This window comes from Segatella copri, from assembly GCF_019249795.2.
GTDB lineage: Bacteria > Bacteroidota > Bacteroidia > Bacteroidales > Bacteroidaceae > Prevotella > Prevotella copri_B.
In genome coordinates this window covers 2,760,001-2,777,167 of record NZ_CP156891.1, presented here as the reverse complement: position 1 = coordinate 2,777,167, position 17,167 = coordinate 2,760,001, and the positions used below count along the sequence as shown (strand labels likewise).

The 17,167-nt window shown below is 47.0% G+C and carries 12 protein-coding genes and 1 tRNA gene (1 of these 13 cut by a window edge); 1 reads left to right on the top strand and 12 read right to left on the bottom strand.

All coding sequences use genetic code 11. From position 1 onward, the window contains the following. The first annotated feature begins 12 nt into the window (after positions 1-12). Positions 13-1,671 carry a fumarate hydratase gene (locus tag KUA48_RS11495; RefSeq protein ID WP_153072397.1) on the top strand — a complete coding sequence of 553 codons (1,659 nt, stop codon included), beginning with the start codon at positions 13-15 and terminating at the stop codon, positions 1,669-1,671. 105 nt (positions 1,672-1,776) lie between these two features. Here the strand turns inward: KUA48_RS11495 and KUA48_RS11490 are convergent, their stop codons facing one another. The 12 genes from KUA48_RS11490 to KUA48_RS11435 form a co-directional block, all read right to left on the bottom strand. After that, positions 1,777-2,481 carry an ATP-binding cassette domain-containing protein gene (locus KUA48_RS11490; protein ID WP_218432862.1) on the bottom strand — a complete coding sequence of 235 codons (705 nt, stop codon included), beginning with the start codon at positions 2,479-2,481 and terminating at the stop codon, positions 1,777-1,779. Between the two features lie 413 nt (positions 2,482-2,894). Continuing rightward, positions 2,895-4,286 (bottom strand): phosphoglucosamine mutase, encoded by a 1,392-nt coding sequence (gene glmM, locus KUA48_RS11485; RefSeq protein WP_153072398.1) that lies wholly within the window; start codon positions 4,284-4,286, stop codon positions 2,895-2,897. Positions 4,287-4,310: 24 nt separating this feature from the next. Further along, on the bottom strand, positions 4,311-5,009 hold the full coding sequence (locus KUA48_RS11480; RefSeq protein ID WP_153080043.1) for a DUF4827 domain-containing protein: 699 nt from the start codon (positions 5,007-5,009) through the stop codon (positions 4,311-4,313). Positions 5,010-5,171: 162 nt separating this feature from the next. Next, entirely contained in the window at positions 5,172-6,206 is a 1,035-nt protein-coding gene (locus tag KUA48_RS11475; protein ID WP_371833709.1) for a bifunctional oligoribonuclease/PAP phosphatase NrnA, read from the bottom strand. Positions 6,207-6,221: 15 nt separating this feature from the next. Beyond that, positions 6,222-7,133, bottom strand: coding sequence for a nucleotidyltransferase (locus KUA48_RS11470; RefSeq protein ID WP_118254429.1), 912 nt, complete (start codon positions 7,131-7,133; stop codon positions 6,222-6,224). A gap of 187 nt (positions 7,134-7,320) precedes the next feature. After that, positions 7,321-9,726 (bottom strand): BamA/TamA family outer membrane protein, encoded by a 2,406-nt coding sequence (locus tag KUA48_RS11465; RefSeq protein WP_218432860.1) that lies wholly within the window; start codon positions 9,724-9,726, stop codon positions 7,321-7,323. After that, positions 9,726-14,486: a translocation/assembly module TamB domain-containing protein gene (locus KUA48_RS11460; protein WP_218432858.1), complete on the bottom strand. Its 4,761-nt coding sequence runs from the start codon at positions 14,484-14,486 to the stop codon at positions 9,726-9,728. Before KUA48_RS11460 ends, KUA48_RS11465 begins: the two co-directional genes overlap by 1 nt. Before the next feature lie 17 nt (positions 14,487-14,503). Then, on the bottom strand, positions 14,504-15,172 hold the full coding sequence (locus tag KUA48_RS11455; protein WP_022120326.1) for an RluA family pseudouridine synthase: 669 nt from the start codon (positions 15,170-15,172) through the stop codon (positions 14,504-14,506). Positions 15,173-15,200: 28 nt separating this feature from the next. Beyond that, the gene (gene fabG / locus KUA48_RS11450; protein ID WP_006847901.1) at positions 15,201-15,959 is read right to left on the bottom strand and encodes a 3-oxoacyl-[acyl-carrier-protein] reductase; all 759 of its coding nucleotides are present in this window, start codon (positions 15,957-15,959) and stop codon (positions 15,201-15,203) included. Between the two features lie 55 nt (positions 15,960-16,014). Continuing rightward, on the bottom strand, positions 16,015-16,611 hold the full coding sequence (locus KUA48_RS11445) for a TetR/AcrR family transcriptional regulator (protein WP_006847902.1): 597 nt from the start codon (positions 16,609-16,611) through the stop codon (positions 16,015-16,017). Positions 16,612-16,770: 159 nt separating this feature from the next. Continuing rightward, positions 16,771-16,843, bottom strand: a tRNA-Met gene (locus KUA48_RS11440). 200 nt (positions 16,844-17,043) lie between these two features. Further along, on the bottom strand, positions 17,044-17,167 hold the end of the coding sequence (locus KUA48_RS11435) for a lytic transglycosylase domain-containing protein (RefSeq protein WP_022120324.1). 317 nt of this gene lie beyond the right edge of the window; only the last 124 of its 441 coding nucleotides appear in the window; its start codon lies off the right edge, out of view — the gene reads right to left on this strand; the stop codon is at positions 17,044-17,046.

Genomic DNA, 17,167 nt, shown 5'->3' with positions numbered 1-17,167 from the left:
ACAAAAAACATTATGGCAAAAACTCCAGATTTTAAGTATGCTCCAATGTTCCAGATTGGAGAGGACAAGACAGAGTATCGCCTTATCTCTAAGGAAGGCGTAAGTACAGCAGAGTTCGAGGGTAAGACTATCCTCAAGGTTTCTAAGGAAGCTCTTACTTTGCTGGCACAGCAGGGTTTCCACGACGTAGAGTTCAAGCTCCGTCGTGAGCACAACCTCCAGGTAGCTAAGATTCTCAGCGACCCAGAGGCTTCTGAGAACGACAAGTACGTAGCTCTCCAGTTCCTTCGCAATGCAGAGACTGCCGTGAAGGGCATCCTCCCATTCTGCCAGGATACAGGTACTGCTATCATCCACGGTGAGAAAGGCCAGCGCGTATGGACCGACTTCGAGGATGAAGAGGCTTTGAGCCTGGGTGTTTACAACACCTTTACACAGGACAACCTCCGTTATTCTCAGAACGCTCCTCTCAACATGTATGATGAGGTGAACACCCGTTGCAACCTTCCTGCTCAGATTGATATCGAGGCTACAGAGGGCGACGAGTACCGCTTCGTGATGGTAGCTAAGGGTGGTGGCTCTGCCAACAAGACCTACTTCTACCCAATGACCAAGGCTACTATCCAGAACGAGGGCACATTGCTCCCATTCCTCGTAGAGAAGATGAAGAGTCTGGGTACAGCAGCATGTCCTCCTTACCACATCGCCTTCGTTATCGGTGGTACTTCAGCTGAGAAGAACCTCCTCACCGTGAAGTTGGCTTCTATCAAGTACTACGATGAGTTGCCTACAACAGGTGATGAGACGGGGCGTGCTTTCCGTGACATCGACTTGGAGAACAAGCTCCTCGAAGAGGCTCACAAGATTGGCTTGGGTGCACAGTTCGGCGGTAAGTATCTCGCTCACGATATCCGCGTGATCCGTTTGCCACGTCATGGTGCAAGCTGCCCTATCGGTATGGGTGTAAGCTGCTCTGCCGACCGTAACATCAAGGCTAAGATCAACAAGGACGGTATCTGGTTGGAGAAGATGGATGAGAACCCAACAGAGTTGATTCCTGAGGAGCTCCGTAACCCAGGTGAGGGTACCAAGGGTATCGAGATTGACCTCGACAAGGGTATCGACGCAGTTCGTGCTGAGTTGAGCAAGTATCCTGTAAGCACCCGTGTTAACTTGAAGGGTACCATCATCGTGGCTCGTGACATCGCTCACGCTAAGCTCAAGGCTCGTCTGGATGCAGGCGAGGAGATGCCTGAGTACTTCAAGAACCACCCTATCCTCTATGCTGGTCCAGCCAAGACTCCAGAGGGTTATCCATGTGGCTCTATGGGACCTACCACAGCCAACCGTATGGACCCATACGTAGATGAGTTCCAGGATCATGGCGCTAGCCTTGTAATGATTGCCAAGGGTAACCGTGGCGATATTGTTACAGAGGCTTGCAAGAAGCATGGTGGTTTCTACCTCGGTACTATCGGTGGTGTAGCTGCCGTTCTCTCTAAGAGTTCTATCAAGAGCATCGAGTGCGTAGAGTACCCAGAGCTCGGTATGGAGGCTATCTGGAAGATTACCGTAGAGGACTTCCCTGCATTCATCCTCGTAGATGATAAGGGCAACGACTTCTTCAAGCAGTTGAAGCCTTGGATTCCTTGCAAGGAATGCCAGAAGTAAATGATACAGAAATCATGATAATGAAAAAAGCTCAGGGCAGATAGCCCTGAGCTTTCTTTTTATACTTACGCTACACCCATGCTTTACACACAGCATGCAGCCTTGTTAACCGGACTTCCATAAAAACACATCATCACAGCCGTATCTGCTCCTGGCATCTGTCTGCCACCTCCTTTCTATGCGTAACACAGATAATAGTCTTATCGGAATACGAAGTAAAGAGGCGGTCGAAAAGAAGCTTCTCGGTTTCGGCATCCAGCGATGAGCTGATTTCATCCAACAACAGAATGTGCCTTCGCGCAAAAGACTGCGGGCTATAGCAATGCGCTGTGCCTGATCGCCACTCAAACGGGTGGCATGCTCTCCTATCTTCGTATCCATACCTGCCGGCAAACTGAACACGAAATCGGCACAGGCTACATGAAGGGCTTCGGTAAGCTGCTCATCGGTAGCCACGGGATTGGCAAGAAGAAGATTATCGCGAATAGTTCCGCTCATCAGCGTATTACCCTGCTCTATATACACGATATGCGAACGCATGGCATAGAGGAGCATCAGCGAGGTGTCAACGGTTGCCTTGAGGAATCCGGAAGCCGACTTCTGGCTGAAGGTGCCAGCAGGAACCAGAAGACTGGAATGCTGATAATCATGACCTGTAACCAATATCGATTTCATATCAGTCATTGCCAACAGGAACGCCTTCTGCTTCTCTCCCAGACTACCACTGATAATGAGCTGTCCCTCCTCATCCTGTCTGCATTCCTCCTTGAAACCGGCAGGTTTCCTCAGTTCTTCCCCGCTTTCGTTCAAGGTAAGAGAGAAGGAGGTCAGGGCAGCAGATGCGACCTGTTCTTCGCATTCAAACGCCTAATAAGCCTCCAATAAAACAGCCATCATCTCCTGAGAGGAATCAGGACAAGAAAGGCTGAACCCGACATGGGCTACCTGATAATGCTTTATAATAGATTCCATTATTCTGTAATTTCAGTTATGCTCCCTATAAGGAACGGTTCAAGTTTTTCATTACTGCAACAAAGGCTCAGAGGCCTCATTGTCTGCAATTTCGCAACAAAAATACGATTTTTATCTGAGAAAGCCAAATCTTTCTCTATCTTTCTTCAAATTACAGAAGTTTTGCAGATGGAAATCGGCGCACAAAAAAAAGAGATGAAGCAAAATCTACGTTGCTTCATCTCTTTTTATATAATCTCATATTCAGTATCTTACTGCATATCGTAAACCACCTGCATGAGCTTCTTGCCCAGTTCATCAGCCTGCTCCATGGTAGAGGCCTCGCTATATACGCGGATGATAGGCTCGGTATTACTCTTGCGGAGATGAACCCACTTGTCAGGGAAATCGAGCTTGACGCCATCGATATCTGTTACGGTGACATCCTTCTCCTTACCATACATCTCCTTAACCTTCACGAGGATAGCATCTACATCGGTAGATGGAGTCAGGTCGATGCGGTTCTTGGCGATGAAATAGTTAGGGAAGCTGGCACGGAGCTCGCTCACCTTGCAGCCCTTGTGAGCCAGACTGCTCAGGAAGAGGGCGATACCAACGAGGGCATCACGACCGTAATGGCTCTCTGGATAGATAACTCCACCATTGCCTTCACCACCGATAACAGCGTTAACATCCTTCATCTTGGTAGTTACATTCACCTCGCCTACAGCAGCTGCGGTGTACTTGCCACCATGCTTCTCCGTAACATCACGGAGGGCACGGGTAGATGAAAGGTTGCTGACGGTATTGCCTGGAGTCTTGCCCAACACGTAATCTGCCACACTTACCAAGGTATACTCTTCGCCAAACATCTTGCCATCTTCGCAGATGAAAGCCAAACGGTCAACATCAGGGTCTACAACGATACCCATATCGTAACCACTCTTCTTCAACTCATCCATGATACCACCGAGGTTCTTCTCCAATGGCTCCGGATTATGAGCGAAATCGCCTGTAGGCTCACCATTGAGAAAAGTATATGCTACACCGAGCGCATCGAGCAACTCTGGAAGTATAACGCCACCAACTGAGTTGATGGAATCTACACAAACCTTGAAGTGGGCATTCTTGATTGCTTCGACATCTACGAGCTTCAAAGCAAGTACAGAGTCGATATGGCGCTTGTTGAAGGTATTGTCTTCAGTATATTTTCCGAGATGATCCACATCCGCATAGTCGAAGTCTTCCTTCTCTGCGATACCCAGCACCTCGTTACCATTAGCTGCTGTGAGGAACTCACCCTTCTCGTTGAGGAGCTTGAGGGCATTCCACTGGCGTGGGTTGTGAGAAGCTGTGATGATGATACCGCCGGCGGCACCACTCATGGTAACAGCAAGTTCAGTGGTAGGAGTAGTAGCCAGACCGATGTTCAGCACATCGTAGCCCATACCCATGAGGGTTCCACAAACCACATTCTTTACCATCTCGCCAGAGATGCGCGCATCACGGCCTACAACGATGGTATTACTCTCTGAAGCACCGCTACGGCGAATGAAGGTAGCGTATGCTGAAGTGAACTTAACGATATCGAGCGGATTCAAAGTATCGCCCGCTGGACCGCCGATAGTACCGCGGATACCAGAAATTGACTTAATCAGTGTCATAAATATATCTTTCTCTGTTTATGTTTATCTTCCTTTCTGCAGGGTCATGTCGTAGACACATGCCTGCACACTGCCCGATGCCGATGTGGTACCGTAAGAGTGAGGTACGAGCAAACGGATATGAGCGATGCGTTCATCATCAGTCTTCGGTCTGCCTATCTTAATCCAGGTGAATGGTATGAGCCAACCGCTAGGCACGGTAGAACTTACACTGCCATAATTGGATGAATTATATGTATTGGCCATCAGACTGGCTGAAGGATCAACGAAAGAACCGGTGAATGTACCGGAAGTATTGGTAACGCTTATCTTATCTACATAATAGGAATAAGCAGGAACTTTGTTTGAAAGCGTGAGACACTTATCGCTCATTTCAGCAGCATACGAAAGATTATACTCATCAAAGCGGACCAATACATCTACCGATGTACCTTTCTTGATATAGTCGCCACATCCCTGGTCAATCACCTGCATGTAGATACCGTTACTGTTGAAAAGTACCCATTCGTTGTTGTTCTTTGCTGTATCCGTCAGTTTTTCATTATTTTTCCAACGTCTGTTGAACTCATCCTCGGAGATAACCTTAATATTTTCCTTACGCAAGAAAGAGCTGATAGAATCGAGCTCTCTATCGCGCATGTCCTTATAAGTCTCACTATCATTGCATGCGGCAAACGATAAAACAGCCGCAAAAGCAATCATTGCAAACAAAAATTTCTTCATTCTTCTTTTTTAAATCTGATTTATTGGGCAAAGGTACAAAAAAGATAAGACAACACCGAGAGGAATAGGTTGATTTTATTATTATTTATCACTTATTATCATCCTATTGCCTCAAAACGGGGTTGTTTTCTGTCTTTTTCGTCATTTCTAAGGAAAAAACGGCTACTTCAGCATATCGGCGTATGCCAGGATAGCCTTCAGTGCTATCTGCTCTGCCTCCTGTATGCTGCAAAGCAATTTGCCGCCAGAAGCATTGCGATGACCGCCACCATTGAAGAACTCAGCTGCCATCTTATTGCATGGGAAATCGTCTACCGAACGGAGACTTACCAATACGCGATTGTCTATATCTGTATCTTCACGAAGAGAAATGGAGAGTTTGTGTCCCTTGATGGTAAGAGGTACGTTCACCAGTCCTTCCAGGTCGCCCTTGATAAAGTCATACTTCTTCAACTCTTTACGGGTCACGGTATAGAAACTGGCATGAAGGCCCTCTATTACCTGCAACTTTTCATTCATCAGATAGCCACGGAACCGGACTGCCGGAATGCGGGCATTATTGAAGACATTGCGGTAAATCTTATCCTTGTCGATGTTCTTGGTAAGCAGCAAGCAGATGATGTAATAGATATAAGGCTGGGTAGAATTATAGGTGAAACCGCCCGTATCGGTCATCATGCCGCAATAGATGCAGGTAGCCCAGGTCTGATCCATCTGTGGGAAACCTCCCAACTGCCAGACTACACGGAATACCAGGTCGCTGGCACTGCTGGCATGTGGCTGCGAAACCAGCAGCTTAGCCTCAAGATTAGGAGCCAGATGGTGGTCGATGATGACACGCAGAGTCTTGCAACCCAACAATACATGATCCATCTCATCAAGACGTCCCTCACTGCTAAAGTCAACACAGCATACCAGGTCGGCTTCATCGAAAGCTCGCTGCACCAGTTCAGGCTGTCTGTCATATCGCAGGATACCGGCAGCTCCAGGCAACCAGGAAATAGAATCCGGTATCATATCCGGCACACAAATGTCAACTTTCTTGCCCAAAGAACGAAGATAACCAGCCCATCCCAAAGAAGAGCCGACGGCATCACCGTCTGGCGACTTATGTGCACAGACGACAATACGATGAGAAGCCGCTATCGTCTCTCGGAGAATAGCGGCTTCCTGATCTGTCAATATATTAATGTTTATATCCATCACATTAAATTAGAAGAGCTTGTTAGGATAAACACCCTCATTGATAAGATGCTGGATCTTATCAACAACACTCTGGCGGTCGGCTGCATAAGTTACACCAAACCACTTGCTGGTAGTATCGAGCACCTTAACGGTAGCTGTACCCTCATTGATGAGCTTGTTGACCATCAATGGGATGAAGAACTCAGCCTTCTTGTTTTCCATATTCTTAGGATCACTCAAGAACTCCTTGAAGTACTCCTCACTATGCTGGAAGTAATCAGGTGTGAAGCCCCAAACGTTCATGGAAACAGGAGTATTGTCGCCAACAGCAACCCACTCGCCCTGCTCGTCCTTGTAAGATACCTTACTGTCGATACGCATGATCTCGGTACGCTCTACACAGGTTGTCAAGTTCTCATCAGCATCCTTAGAGCAGATGCCGCGAGCTACGGTACCATTCTCACTCAAGGTATTACCTACACGGAAACCTACCATGGCGTAACGGTTCTTGCTGCCCTCTGGAAGTTCAGAGAGGAACTTGCCGATTACCATGAAGCAATCGCGGTTGTAGAAGTCATCGCAGTTGATTACGCAGAAAGGTTCCTTGATGATATCCTTTGCCATCAGGACAGCATGGTTTGTACCCCATGGTTTCTCACGACCTTCAGGAACTGAGAATCCCTCTGGGAGATCATCCAATGCCTGGAAGCAAAGTTCTGCAGGAATATGCCCCTCATACTTTGAAAGAATCTTCTCACGGAACTGATCTTCGAAGTCCTTGCGAATAACGAATACGATCTTTCCGAAACCAGCCTGAATAGCATCATATATGCTGTAGTCCATGATAGTCTCACCATTAGGCCCCAGACCATCAAGCTGTTTCAAACCACCATAACGGCTACCCATACCGGCAGCCAAAAGCAATAACGTAGGTTTCATTTTGTCTATACTTTTATTTATTAATAGTTGATAGTTATAAAAAAAATAACGATGCAAAAGTAACAAAAAAAATGCAGTTAACCGCACGTTTTCCTACTTTTTTTTGATTAATATCAATTTTTGTTCTTTTATGCACTATCTGTAACACATATCAGACTTATTTCCGGACACATCTCCCAGGCAAAACCTAGAAAGGATAACCCACAGCGAAATGCAGACTCTGGGCATCCTTGAACCGACGGATGTTATAGATGCCATTCTTGCCGGTATCGTAAGGAACATGCAGACCGATACCCCAGTCGACACGTATCACAAACATACCCATGTCATAACGCACACCGACACCGGTGCCTACCGCCAGCTGCCGGAAAAACTTGTCTACATCAAACTTGCCGAGCGAACTGTACTCATGGTTGCGTAAGGTCCACACATTACCTGCATCCAGGAAAAGGGCTCCATAGAGATTGCCCCATACCTTCTGACGGTATTCCAGATTCATCAGATACTTGATGTCGCCCGTCTGGTCGATATACGAATACTTGCTGTTGGTAGGCTGGTATCTGCCCGGTCCGATACTCCGCACATTAAAGGCTCGCACACTGTTGGCACCACCGATATAGAACTGCTCATAATAAGGAGCATTCTCGGCATTGCCATAACTCCAGATAATGCCGGCATTGACATGTCCCACCAGCGTACCATCCTGGGTGATACGCCAATATTTCACGAAATCTGTCTCCAGTTTCAGGAACTGAGCAAACGGATTCTTGAACATCTTCTTGTCTTTCTCGTTCCATCCCTTTCCGGCCGCCATGTAACCGAGCGAAAGAATATTGGCTGCCTCGCTGATGGTGGTTGACCAGGTGATAGGATGGCGGTAACGGCGCGGACTGCGATAAGTATAGGTGTAACTCATCTTAGGCACAAACTGGTCGCGCATCGATATCTGAAGATAAGGATGCAGGGCGAGGATGCTATCGAAAGCGGCTGTACGGCTGTTCATAAACTCATAAGAGAGAATCAGCGGACTGAAAGAATGCTGATGCTGGTAAGAGGTTGACCACGCATAGGTTAACTCGCCCGCTGCCACATGACGTCGGAAATAGCTGGCTCTGTTCAGCACATTCATCGAAGCCTTGATGGTAGTAGTTGGCACACCCCGATATTTGGTAGGCATATGCCCGGCACGGTATCTGCGCTCATTCTGCTCCATCGTTCTGAACATATTCCAAGGCGTGATGATGCGAGGGAACTCTACGGAAACATCCGATCCGTATTCATAGGAATTGATGCGGGTTGAACCTCCGCCAGCCTGACTGACGGTTTGCCACTCATGCGAACCATGCAGGTTGACAGTAAGTTTTTCGCCTCCATGAAAAGCATTGCGCTTGGTAAGACCCACTACCAGCTCCGGTCCTACTCTACCGGTCGTTTTGCCGCGGGCATTTGCCTCGACATAGAAATCGTATGGCTTGTCGAATACCAGATCGATATTGGCATCCAAAGTATCACGATATACTACATGGCCTAAACTGTCTAGGGTCTGCACCGAACGGGGAGAGAACTGGATGCTGGAATAGCTGAAGAGTCCCATCTTCTGAAGTCCAGTCTTGGCACGCTCCTCGGTACGTACCCGATACAGTTCACGGGGACGCAGGCGCAGACTCTGCAAAACGATGCCCGGACGTATCGGCATCTTTCTTCCATTATAATGGAAACTCAGATAGCTGCGCACAAAGGAATCCTTCAACTCCTCCATATACTGCTTTCTGAAATTAACATGAATCTTTCCGATATACCACTGGCGGGTAGCCCTATCATCCACGCTGTCTGCCATCATCAGCCGCAACTGCACCTTGCCGGGCACATTCACGGTATCGGCAAGATAAGAAGCATAACTGTTCTGATAGAAATAATAGCCCCTGTTGCGGAACAGACGGGTGATACGCTGACGTTCCGATTCCATGTTGGCGACATTGAAAGGACTCCCCTTCCGTATGAGCGCCTTGTTCATGGAAGCATCTATAAACTGCTTGCTCTTGGCTGGGAAGTTGAGATAAGCCATAGAATCAAGCGTCCAGAGATGACCGAAGTCTACCTGATAGGCGACCTTCGCCTTCTTCGGATTGCTCTGTGTCAGCACATCATAAGTCACCTTACCGTTAAAATAGCCATATTTATCGAGCTGATGCTCGGCTACCTGGGCACGGAGTTGCGGATTCACATTCGCCATCAGCTTAGGTTTGGAACCGAATACTTTGGTTATCCACTTAGCCAGTGCTCCATCCGACTGAGAGAAAGCATTCCATATCCACAGGCGCACAGGGAACGGAGTGCGGTAATAGCTGCTTCCGAACAAAGCACCGTTCGGAGCCGAAGCCAGGGCATACTCCATCTCGGTGATGGTAGAATCAGCATAAGCTCCCTTCTCGTAGTTCTTATACTCAATAGGTACCAGACCCGTAAACAGCTGCTCGTCTTCTTTCAGCGCACTGGTTGAAGAGCAACCCGTTATGAGCTGCCCCGACAACATCAGCAATGCTGCCACATATATAATAAGGTATAACCTGTTCTGCTGTTTCATATCGCTCATTACTTTTCGTTAAGTTTCAATGGGTCAAAGTCCTTTGTTTTGGCTTTCTCCATCGTATCCTTCTTTTCGTTCGTACTCTTCTTCACCGCAGGATTCTTCTCCATTGAGGCTGCAGGAATCTGCTGCTTATCAGTCTTGAAACGGAAGATATCCTTGAAATGTTGCAGTTTTCTCTGCCACTTGAAACCAATACCATACTCACCAATCAAGCCTTCGAGCCAATCGTAGGTATTATTGTTGTAGAAGGCACGGATATACTGGCTCGCACCTTCGTTGAGACGGTACTGCAATTCGATATTGTTGAAGAATACATCATCATTGTTGGCTGCATTCTCCATTTCTGCACCGGTAGAAACCTTGCCGCCCACACTGAAACTCAAGCGGTTGTTGAAGAACCGCTTGGCAAACTTAAAGTTGTAATCGGTGTGCATGGCACCCGCTGCATTGGTGGAGTTATCTACCGACATACCGACATCTACCCCCACAGAACGCATCGCTGAACCTGCAATATTATTGATCTCTGAGTTGAGGAATGAGCTCAAGGCACTGTTCATGGAGAACGAATTGGTATTTCCGTTGGCAAGATACATGCCCGAAGCCAGCATCGTAATGGCTATCTTACCCCGCTCTTCAATACTCATCGTGTTCAGTTCATCCTGCAAGGTGGCATCGTTTGGTGAGGAAACGATAAACTGGATGCCTGGCTTATTCAATGTCTGCGAGAGTTTTACGCCACAAATGAAATCCACCGAGCGGCCGGTTCCCTGTCCCTCGTTTACCGTTGTCCTGACATTCTCTGTTGCCGTGATGTTCAGGGTCGGGTTGAACGGATCGCCGTTAAACTCTATGTAGCTGCCGTCCTGGATATCAAACGTCTTGAGCGGAATGATAGGCAGCGAATATTTCATCTTGTCATTGTTCAGGGTATACTTGCCCGTGATGCCGATGCCATCAACCGAATTGTAAGTCATCGTCAGATCACCACCGCCCATCAGGTCGATGTAGTTGGTTTGGTCGGCATTCAATGCACAGAGGATATGAGCCGACTCGTCTATCGACATGCCCAACATCATGTTCAATCCTTCCAGTGCCGGACGCTCGACAACGACAGGCTTGCCACTCTTGAAATTCGTAAACTTCACCAGCTCATCGAGCTGCGTATCAGTAGTCAGTTCCGATTCTTTCAGCACATACGTCATATCCGTATTGCCGAGAACATCCAGCTTACCTTGCATCTTCAGATTGCTTACCGGTCCGCGCATCGCTCCAAAGAAGTTGACATACGCCTTGCCGAAAGCCTCGGAACGGGCATTCTCCTTGGCATCAATCAGCAGGAAGTTCTGTGCTCGCATCCGGATATCGAGCATCATCTTCTCTATATTCGTAAAGTCGAGACTGCCCTGGATATTGAGCGGACTCTCATTGTTGGCATACATCATGAAGTTTTCGAAGAGCAACTTGCTGTCTATGATACGGACAGGATCGTTGGCAAAACGCATCGTGATGCCATACGGCACACTGACGAGATAAGCCGAATCCAGATATACTTCGCCCTCTACATCCAACTGGCTCAAGGCTCCCTTCAAACTCAGTTTTCCTTCGCCATATCCCTTCAGACCCATAATCTGGTCAGGAACGAAACCGTTGACAAAATGCAGAGGCAACTTCTCCATACCCACTTCGGCATCGAGATAACCGTTTCCTTCCGATTTGTAAGTACCCTTTACGGTAGCTACTTCTTCACCCTCATAATTGAGGAAACCATCTACATAATGAGAACCGTCGCTCTTTGGCATGTAAACGAATTCAGTACCGACATCTCCCATCGGACACTTTTCGTAAACCATATTGTCGATGTTCAGATTAGAAGAAACCGAGAGTTCATCCTTGGTCTGGATAATATGGAAGTCGCCGTCAAGAATACCCGAGATGTCAGGCATATAAGGAATCACGCTGAGCACTTTATCCAGATTAAACTGGCTCATGCTCACCGTAAGATCCTGCAGCGCTTCTTCGTTTTCATCATTGCTATATATACGGATACCCATGCCGTTGGCTGCCTTCAGAATCAGATTGGCAGAAACACGGTCGTCATTGCCCAACATCAGATAGTTGTCATCGTTGGCAGTAAACTTTTTGTACCCCAGGACAGGATGGGTATCGATGAGCGAAATCTTCACGCCGTTTTCCAGCAACAGCGCCTCCAGCCCCACATCTACACCCAATCTGTTTTTGGCATCATAGATGCGGGCATCGATATTGGAACCTTTCTCCTGCAGTTCGCCCTCTACCTGTGCCCGGAACACATACTGAGGATTATGCTTGTTGTTCTGAACACGTGCTGCATAGCGGATGGTATCGCCCTCAGTCTTCACCAAGGTACGGATCGTATCCAACTGCATGCCACTCGCTACCAGTGAATCGATGTTGAGATAACCATTGACACCTGTTACAGGCGACATGGTCATCTTCATATCCACCGTCTTGAAATCATAACCGCAGTAAGCGATGAAACGGGAAATGAAATTGTCCTTTCCTGTGGTAAGATAAACATGACCGAAAGGGAACTGACTGCGCATCTTCACCTGATCGATATGATGGTTCCTAAGCTGATGAGCCAATTCTTTCTGCAATCCGGCAAAACGGCTCATCAACTGCTTATAGCCTCCGTGTACATCCATGTTGAGATGGAAGTCGCCGCAATTGATGACTGCGTGCGTGGTATCTCTGCGGGTAAAGACATCAGCGTCAACACCCACCGGACGATAATTCTTCTCTGCCGTACGAACCGTAATATCACTCATCGAAGCCATGATGTCGTGACTGTCCTTCAGGTCGGACCTGATATCCATGTGACCGCAGAGCGACAGGCGCATCGGTGCCTTCGTTACCTCTAATGAATAAAGATTCACATCGCGGACATCTGCCACCAGGGTAGCCTCCAGTTTCTTGGAATTCGTAAGTGCATCAAGGCTGACGAGCCCCGTAAGATACTGGCTCTTGCTGTCGATATCGGCATGCACCTTTCCATTGGCAACGTGAGCCACTGCCAATACATGATCCAGTTTGTATTTGCCATACTGAATCTGGTTTACCTGTGCCTTAGCCTGCAATCGGGTACGAGGAGAGAGGAAATCAGTTCCCACTCCCTTCGCCTGCAATGAGCCGGTGAAAGAATGCAAATCCTGTTTTGGAAGAAAATGCTTTGCCTGGATGTTGTGCGCCTGAATCTTAGCTTGATAAGCCAGACGGTTCATATCGATACTGCCGTCTTTCCGGGTCTTCGCATCTATCTTGGCATCTACCCTCATTCTGCCACGACCTTCGGTAATGGCGAGTCGGGTAGCATATCTGGAGCCGTCTGCCTGAATGTTACCACGAATTCCGATACCGCTAGGCACACGTATCTCCTGCATCAGAGAAGGGGCAAACATGGCGGTAACGAAATCCAGATGATAGGTACGGGCGTTCAGATCTACATTTGCCTTCAGACGGTTCAAATCCGTCAGGTTACCCACTTTTCCATCAGCACTCAGTTCGAAGGCTGTAGGCAGCGACAGTTTCAAACCCGAGAAAGATGCCTGCTGCATATTTCCCTTGAACGAACCTTCTATCTTCATCGGATAGAATGGCCATTTCTTCTTCATGGCGCTTGGGAAGGCATCGCCTGCAAAGAGGAACAGGTCTGAACGGCCCAAAGCTCCCTTCAGCTGTGCCATCAACTTGCCAGGTTTCACCTCATCAAAGGCATTCATATCCATATCCACCGTTGCCTGCAATTGGGAGTATGGGGTACGGAGACAGATATCAGGCAACTGCAGTTTCACGGAATCCATCACGAATCTGCCATAGAGCTGGTCTACCTGCAAACCGCTTTTCTCCTTAAACTGAGCTTCACGAATCTTGACATCTATCTTCGAATCGCAATAATAGAAAGAGTCTGCCTTCAAAGTCATGGCCGACAGGGCGATATGGTTAAAGTCCATGCCCGATACCGGACGGATATAGTTCTGGTCATAGTTCACCTTGCCCTTCTTCCAGTCAAGATGACCTATCTGATAAAGTCCTTTATAAAGGTCGAGATAGGTAGTCTGCGCCACCGCATCTCCAAAATAAGCATTCACCTGGAGGGTATCTCCAGGCATGTGTAATACGAAATCAGTGTTCTTCAGTTTCAGTTTTTCGATATTCACCTTCCAGAAATTGGTACTAGGCGTAGTATCCGGCGGCACAGTATCGCTCAGTTCTACCGAGAGTCGGGCATCAGCCAACAGGGCATGATTCACCCTGACCTTCTCCTTTACGAGATCAATGCCATGAGCCTTCAGGCGCAGATAACCTACATTGCCCTTGATTCTGGCTTCGTGAATAAAATTAGTGGTATTCACCTTCATCTGGGTGAAATTGAGTTCATCCACCATGACTTGACTTTCGAAAAGAGGCAACAATTGTACGTCTACCACCATCTTCTGGATGTCGGCAACGGTATCTCTCTTATTTTTTAAAGCCAAGTTTGGGGAATTCTTGAGTGAGTCGATTGGCTGAAGTACCTTTACGCCTTCCACTCCTAGTTTCAGAGGGAAGACGAGGCGTACTTGCTTTACCGAAATATCCATACCAGTCGACTCAGAGGCATAAGCAGCCACTTGCTTTACCGCCCAATTCTGAACAGGTGGCAGATAAAGCAGAATGGATAACAAAAAGATGAGCGCCAATGGAGTCAACACCGTGATTCCTGCCCATTTCGCATACCTCTTCATAAGCATGGATTTTTGAGTTAGGGTGCAATAGCTCGCCAAAGATTATCATCCGGCAGCGGAGCCTCTGCTACTATTGTTTCTTTAGACACAGGATGAACAAATTCTACTCTGTGTGAAAGGAGAGAAATACTGCCATCTGCATTGCTACGTGGAGAACCGTATTTCAGGTCTCCCTTGATAGGACATCCCATCTTGGCAAGCTGGCATCTTATCTGATGATGGCGACCCGTCATCAAGTTTACCTCCAAAAGTGTATAATGGTCTGTATGACCTATCACCTTATACTTCAATATCGCTTTCTTCGAGTTTTTCACCTCATGGTCGTAAGCATAGCTCTTATTCTGCTTTTCATTTCTTACAATCCAATGGGTGAGCGTAGCCTCAGGTTCCTTTGGCATGTTCTTCACGATTGCCCAATAGGTTTTGTGAACTTCGCCATCCCTGAACATATTATTCAGACGACTCAATGCCTTAGAAGTCTTGGCAAATACGACCAAACCCGAAACAGGACGGTCAAGGCGATGCACCACACCGAGAAATACATTTCCCGGCTTGTGATACTTCTCCTTGATGTACTGTTTCACAGTCTCCGAGAGAGGTTCGTCGCCGGTCTTGTCGCCCTGCACGATTTCACCACTTCTCTTAGAGACTATGATTATATGGTTGTCTTCGTAAACTACCTGCATGTTTTATCAACAAAACGTTGCCGAGAGATTACATGTTCATACCACCGTCGATCTGAATAACCTGACCGCTAACATAGCTAGACAAGTCGGAAGCGAGGAAGAGGCAAACATTTGCGATATCCTCTGTCTGACCACCACGACGCAATGGAATCTTCTGCATCCAGTCCTTGCGGATTTCCTCAGGCAACTGTGCAGTCATTGCAGTCTCGATGAAACCAGGAGCTACAGCATTGGCGCGTACGCCCTTAGGCCCCAACTCCTGAGCGATAGACTTAGCCAAAGCAATCATACCAGCCTTAGAAGCTGCATAGTTGCACTGACCTGCATTACCATGAACACCTACTACAGAAGCCATGTTGATGATAGAACCACCACGCTGACGAAGCATGATTGGAGAGCAAGCATGAATGAAGTTGAAGGCTGACTTCAAGTTTACATTCAAAACAGCATCCCACTGAGCCTCGCTCATACGGAGCATCAAACCGTCCTTAGTGATACCTGCATTGTTAACCAGGATATCGATAGAACCGAAGTCCTCATGAATCTGCTTAACTGTCTTCTGTGTCTCCTCGAAATCTGCTGCATTACCAGCATAAGCACGACAGGTTACACCAAGAGCCTCAATCTCCTTACGAGTAGCTTCCAAACCGGCAGCCATATCGTCGTTGAGTACGAGGTCTGTAAATGCGATGTTAGCGCCCTCAGAGGCGAACTTCATAGCGACAGCCTTACCGATGCCGCGAGCAGCACCTGTTACAAGGGCTGTTTTACCACTTAATAATCCCATTTCTTTCTTATTTAATTAATTATCAATTAGTTACGTATTTACCATTTTCTTTTATCTAGAGTTTCAAGCCCGACTTTCCCAAGGCACCATAAACCACCTTGGCAACCAGAGGTTTGCTCGACTCCACATTCATGCCATGGCCCAAACGTCCATAGATAAATGGAACCTCGAGACCTTTGATACAATAGTGAGTAATATCGGCCACCAAATCGATGTTATCAATATCAAACTCACCATCTTCTCTTCCTTCGGCATAAATTCTTCTGAGAATCTCTATTTCGTCTTCATCGAAGTTTTTTCTCGCCTTCTCAACCATCCAGATGTTTCGGAAGAACTCAGCACGGAGGTTACCGTTTCTTACAACCGTTTCCTTGATCATACTGAGGTGAGTATAGATAAGCTCGATGATTTTATCCTGTGGACGCATCTTGCAATTAGCAACCTCGTCCAACTTGTCCGAAAGACGCTCCAACTCTGATTCTATCACAGCGTAATAGACATCCTCCTTCCTACTGAAATAAGTATAAAGCGTACGTCTTCCCTTACCAGAAGCTACAGCAATATCATTCATCGTAGTATTTGCTATACCATTCTTGGCAAAGAGTTGTCGTGCGACATCTACCAGTTTTTGTCTTGTTTTGGATACTGACATATTGAAGCCCTTCCTTTTTTATTAATTGCACATAAAAATATTATTGTGCAAAAGTAGCACTTTAATTCGAATTAAACAAATATTTAATGTTAAATTAATAAATTAGGGCACAAAAAAATCGGATAAGATGTTGTTGACCAACTTCTTACCCGATCATTGTTGCGGCGGCAGGACTCGAACATGCGACCTCCAGGTTATGAGCCTGGCGAGCTACCAACTGCTCCACACCGCGATATAATCAACTCATTTCTGAATTGCGAGTGCAAAGGTACGACTTTTTTCCGACCCCGCCAAACATTTTGTCAGAAATCTGCATATATTTAACAGTTATTAAACAGAATAGCAACAAAACGTACATAAAAGAGGCGAAAACGAGTAAAAAGCAAGCCCGATTGCTCTTTTTCAGAACAATCGGGCCTTATGGAAAAAGAATTACTTTTTCAAAAGTTTCATTACCTTCTCGAAATATCTCTGAGTACGCTTCTTACTGTAATGATTACCGCCATTCCATGAACGGATTGCGCGCTCGATACTATTAAGAGGATTGTAGACACTC

What these genes read in the sequence shown, in the direction of transcription:
- fabG (WP_006847901.1), bottom strand. Translation starts at nt 15,959, where the DNA reads ATGGGATTATTAAGTGGTAAAACAGCCCTTGTAACAGGTGCTGCTCGC.
- KUA48_RS11480 (WP_153080043.1), bottom strand. Translation starts at nt 5,009, where the DNA reads ATGAAGAAATTTTTGTTTGCAATGATTGCTTTTGCGGCTGTTTTATCG.
- KUA48_RS11470 (WP_118254429.1), bottom strand. Translation starts at nt 7,133, where the DNA reads ATGAAACCTACGTTATTGCTTTTGGCTGCCGGTATGGGTAGCCGTTAT.
- KUA48_RS11455 (WP_022120326.1), bottom strand. Translation starts at nt 15,172, where the DNA reads ATGCAGGTAGTTTACGAAGACAACCATATAATCATAGTCTCTAAGAGA.
- KUA48_RS11460 (WP_218432858.1), bottom strand. Translation starts at nt 14,486, where the DNA reads ATGAAGAGGTATGCGAAATGGGCAGGAATCACGGTGTTGACTCCATTG.
- glmM (WP_153072398.1), bottom strand. Translation starts at nt 4,286, where the DNA reads ATGACACTGATTAAGTCAATTTCTGGTATCCGCGGTACTATCGGCGGT.
- KUA48_RS11465 (WP_218432860.1), bottom strand. Translation starts at nt 9,726, where the DNA reads ATGAGCGATATGAAACAGCAGAACAGGTTATACCTTATTATATATGTG.
- KUA48_RS11495 (WP_153072397.1), top strand. Translation starts at nt 13, where the DNA reads ATGGCAAAAACTCCAGATTTTAAGTATGCTCCAATGTTCCAGATTGGA.
- KUA48_RS11445 (WP_006847902.1), bottom strand. Translation starts at nt 16,611, where the DNA reads ATGTCAGTATCCAAAACAAGACAAAAACTGGTAGATGTCGCACGACAA.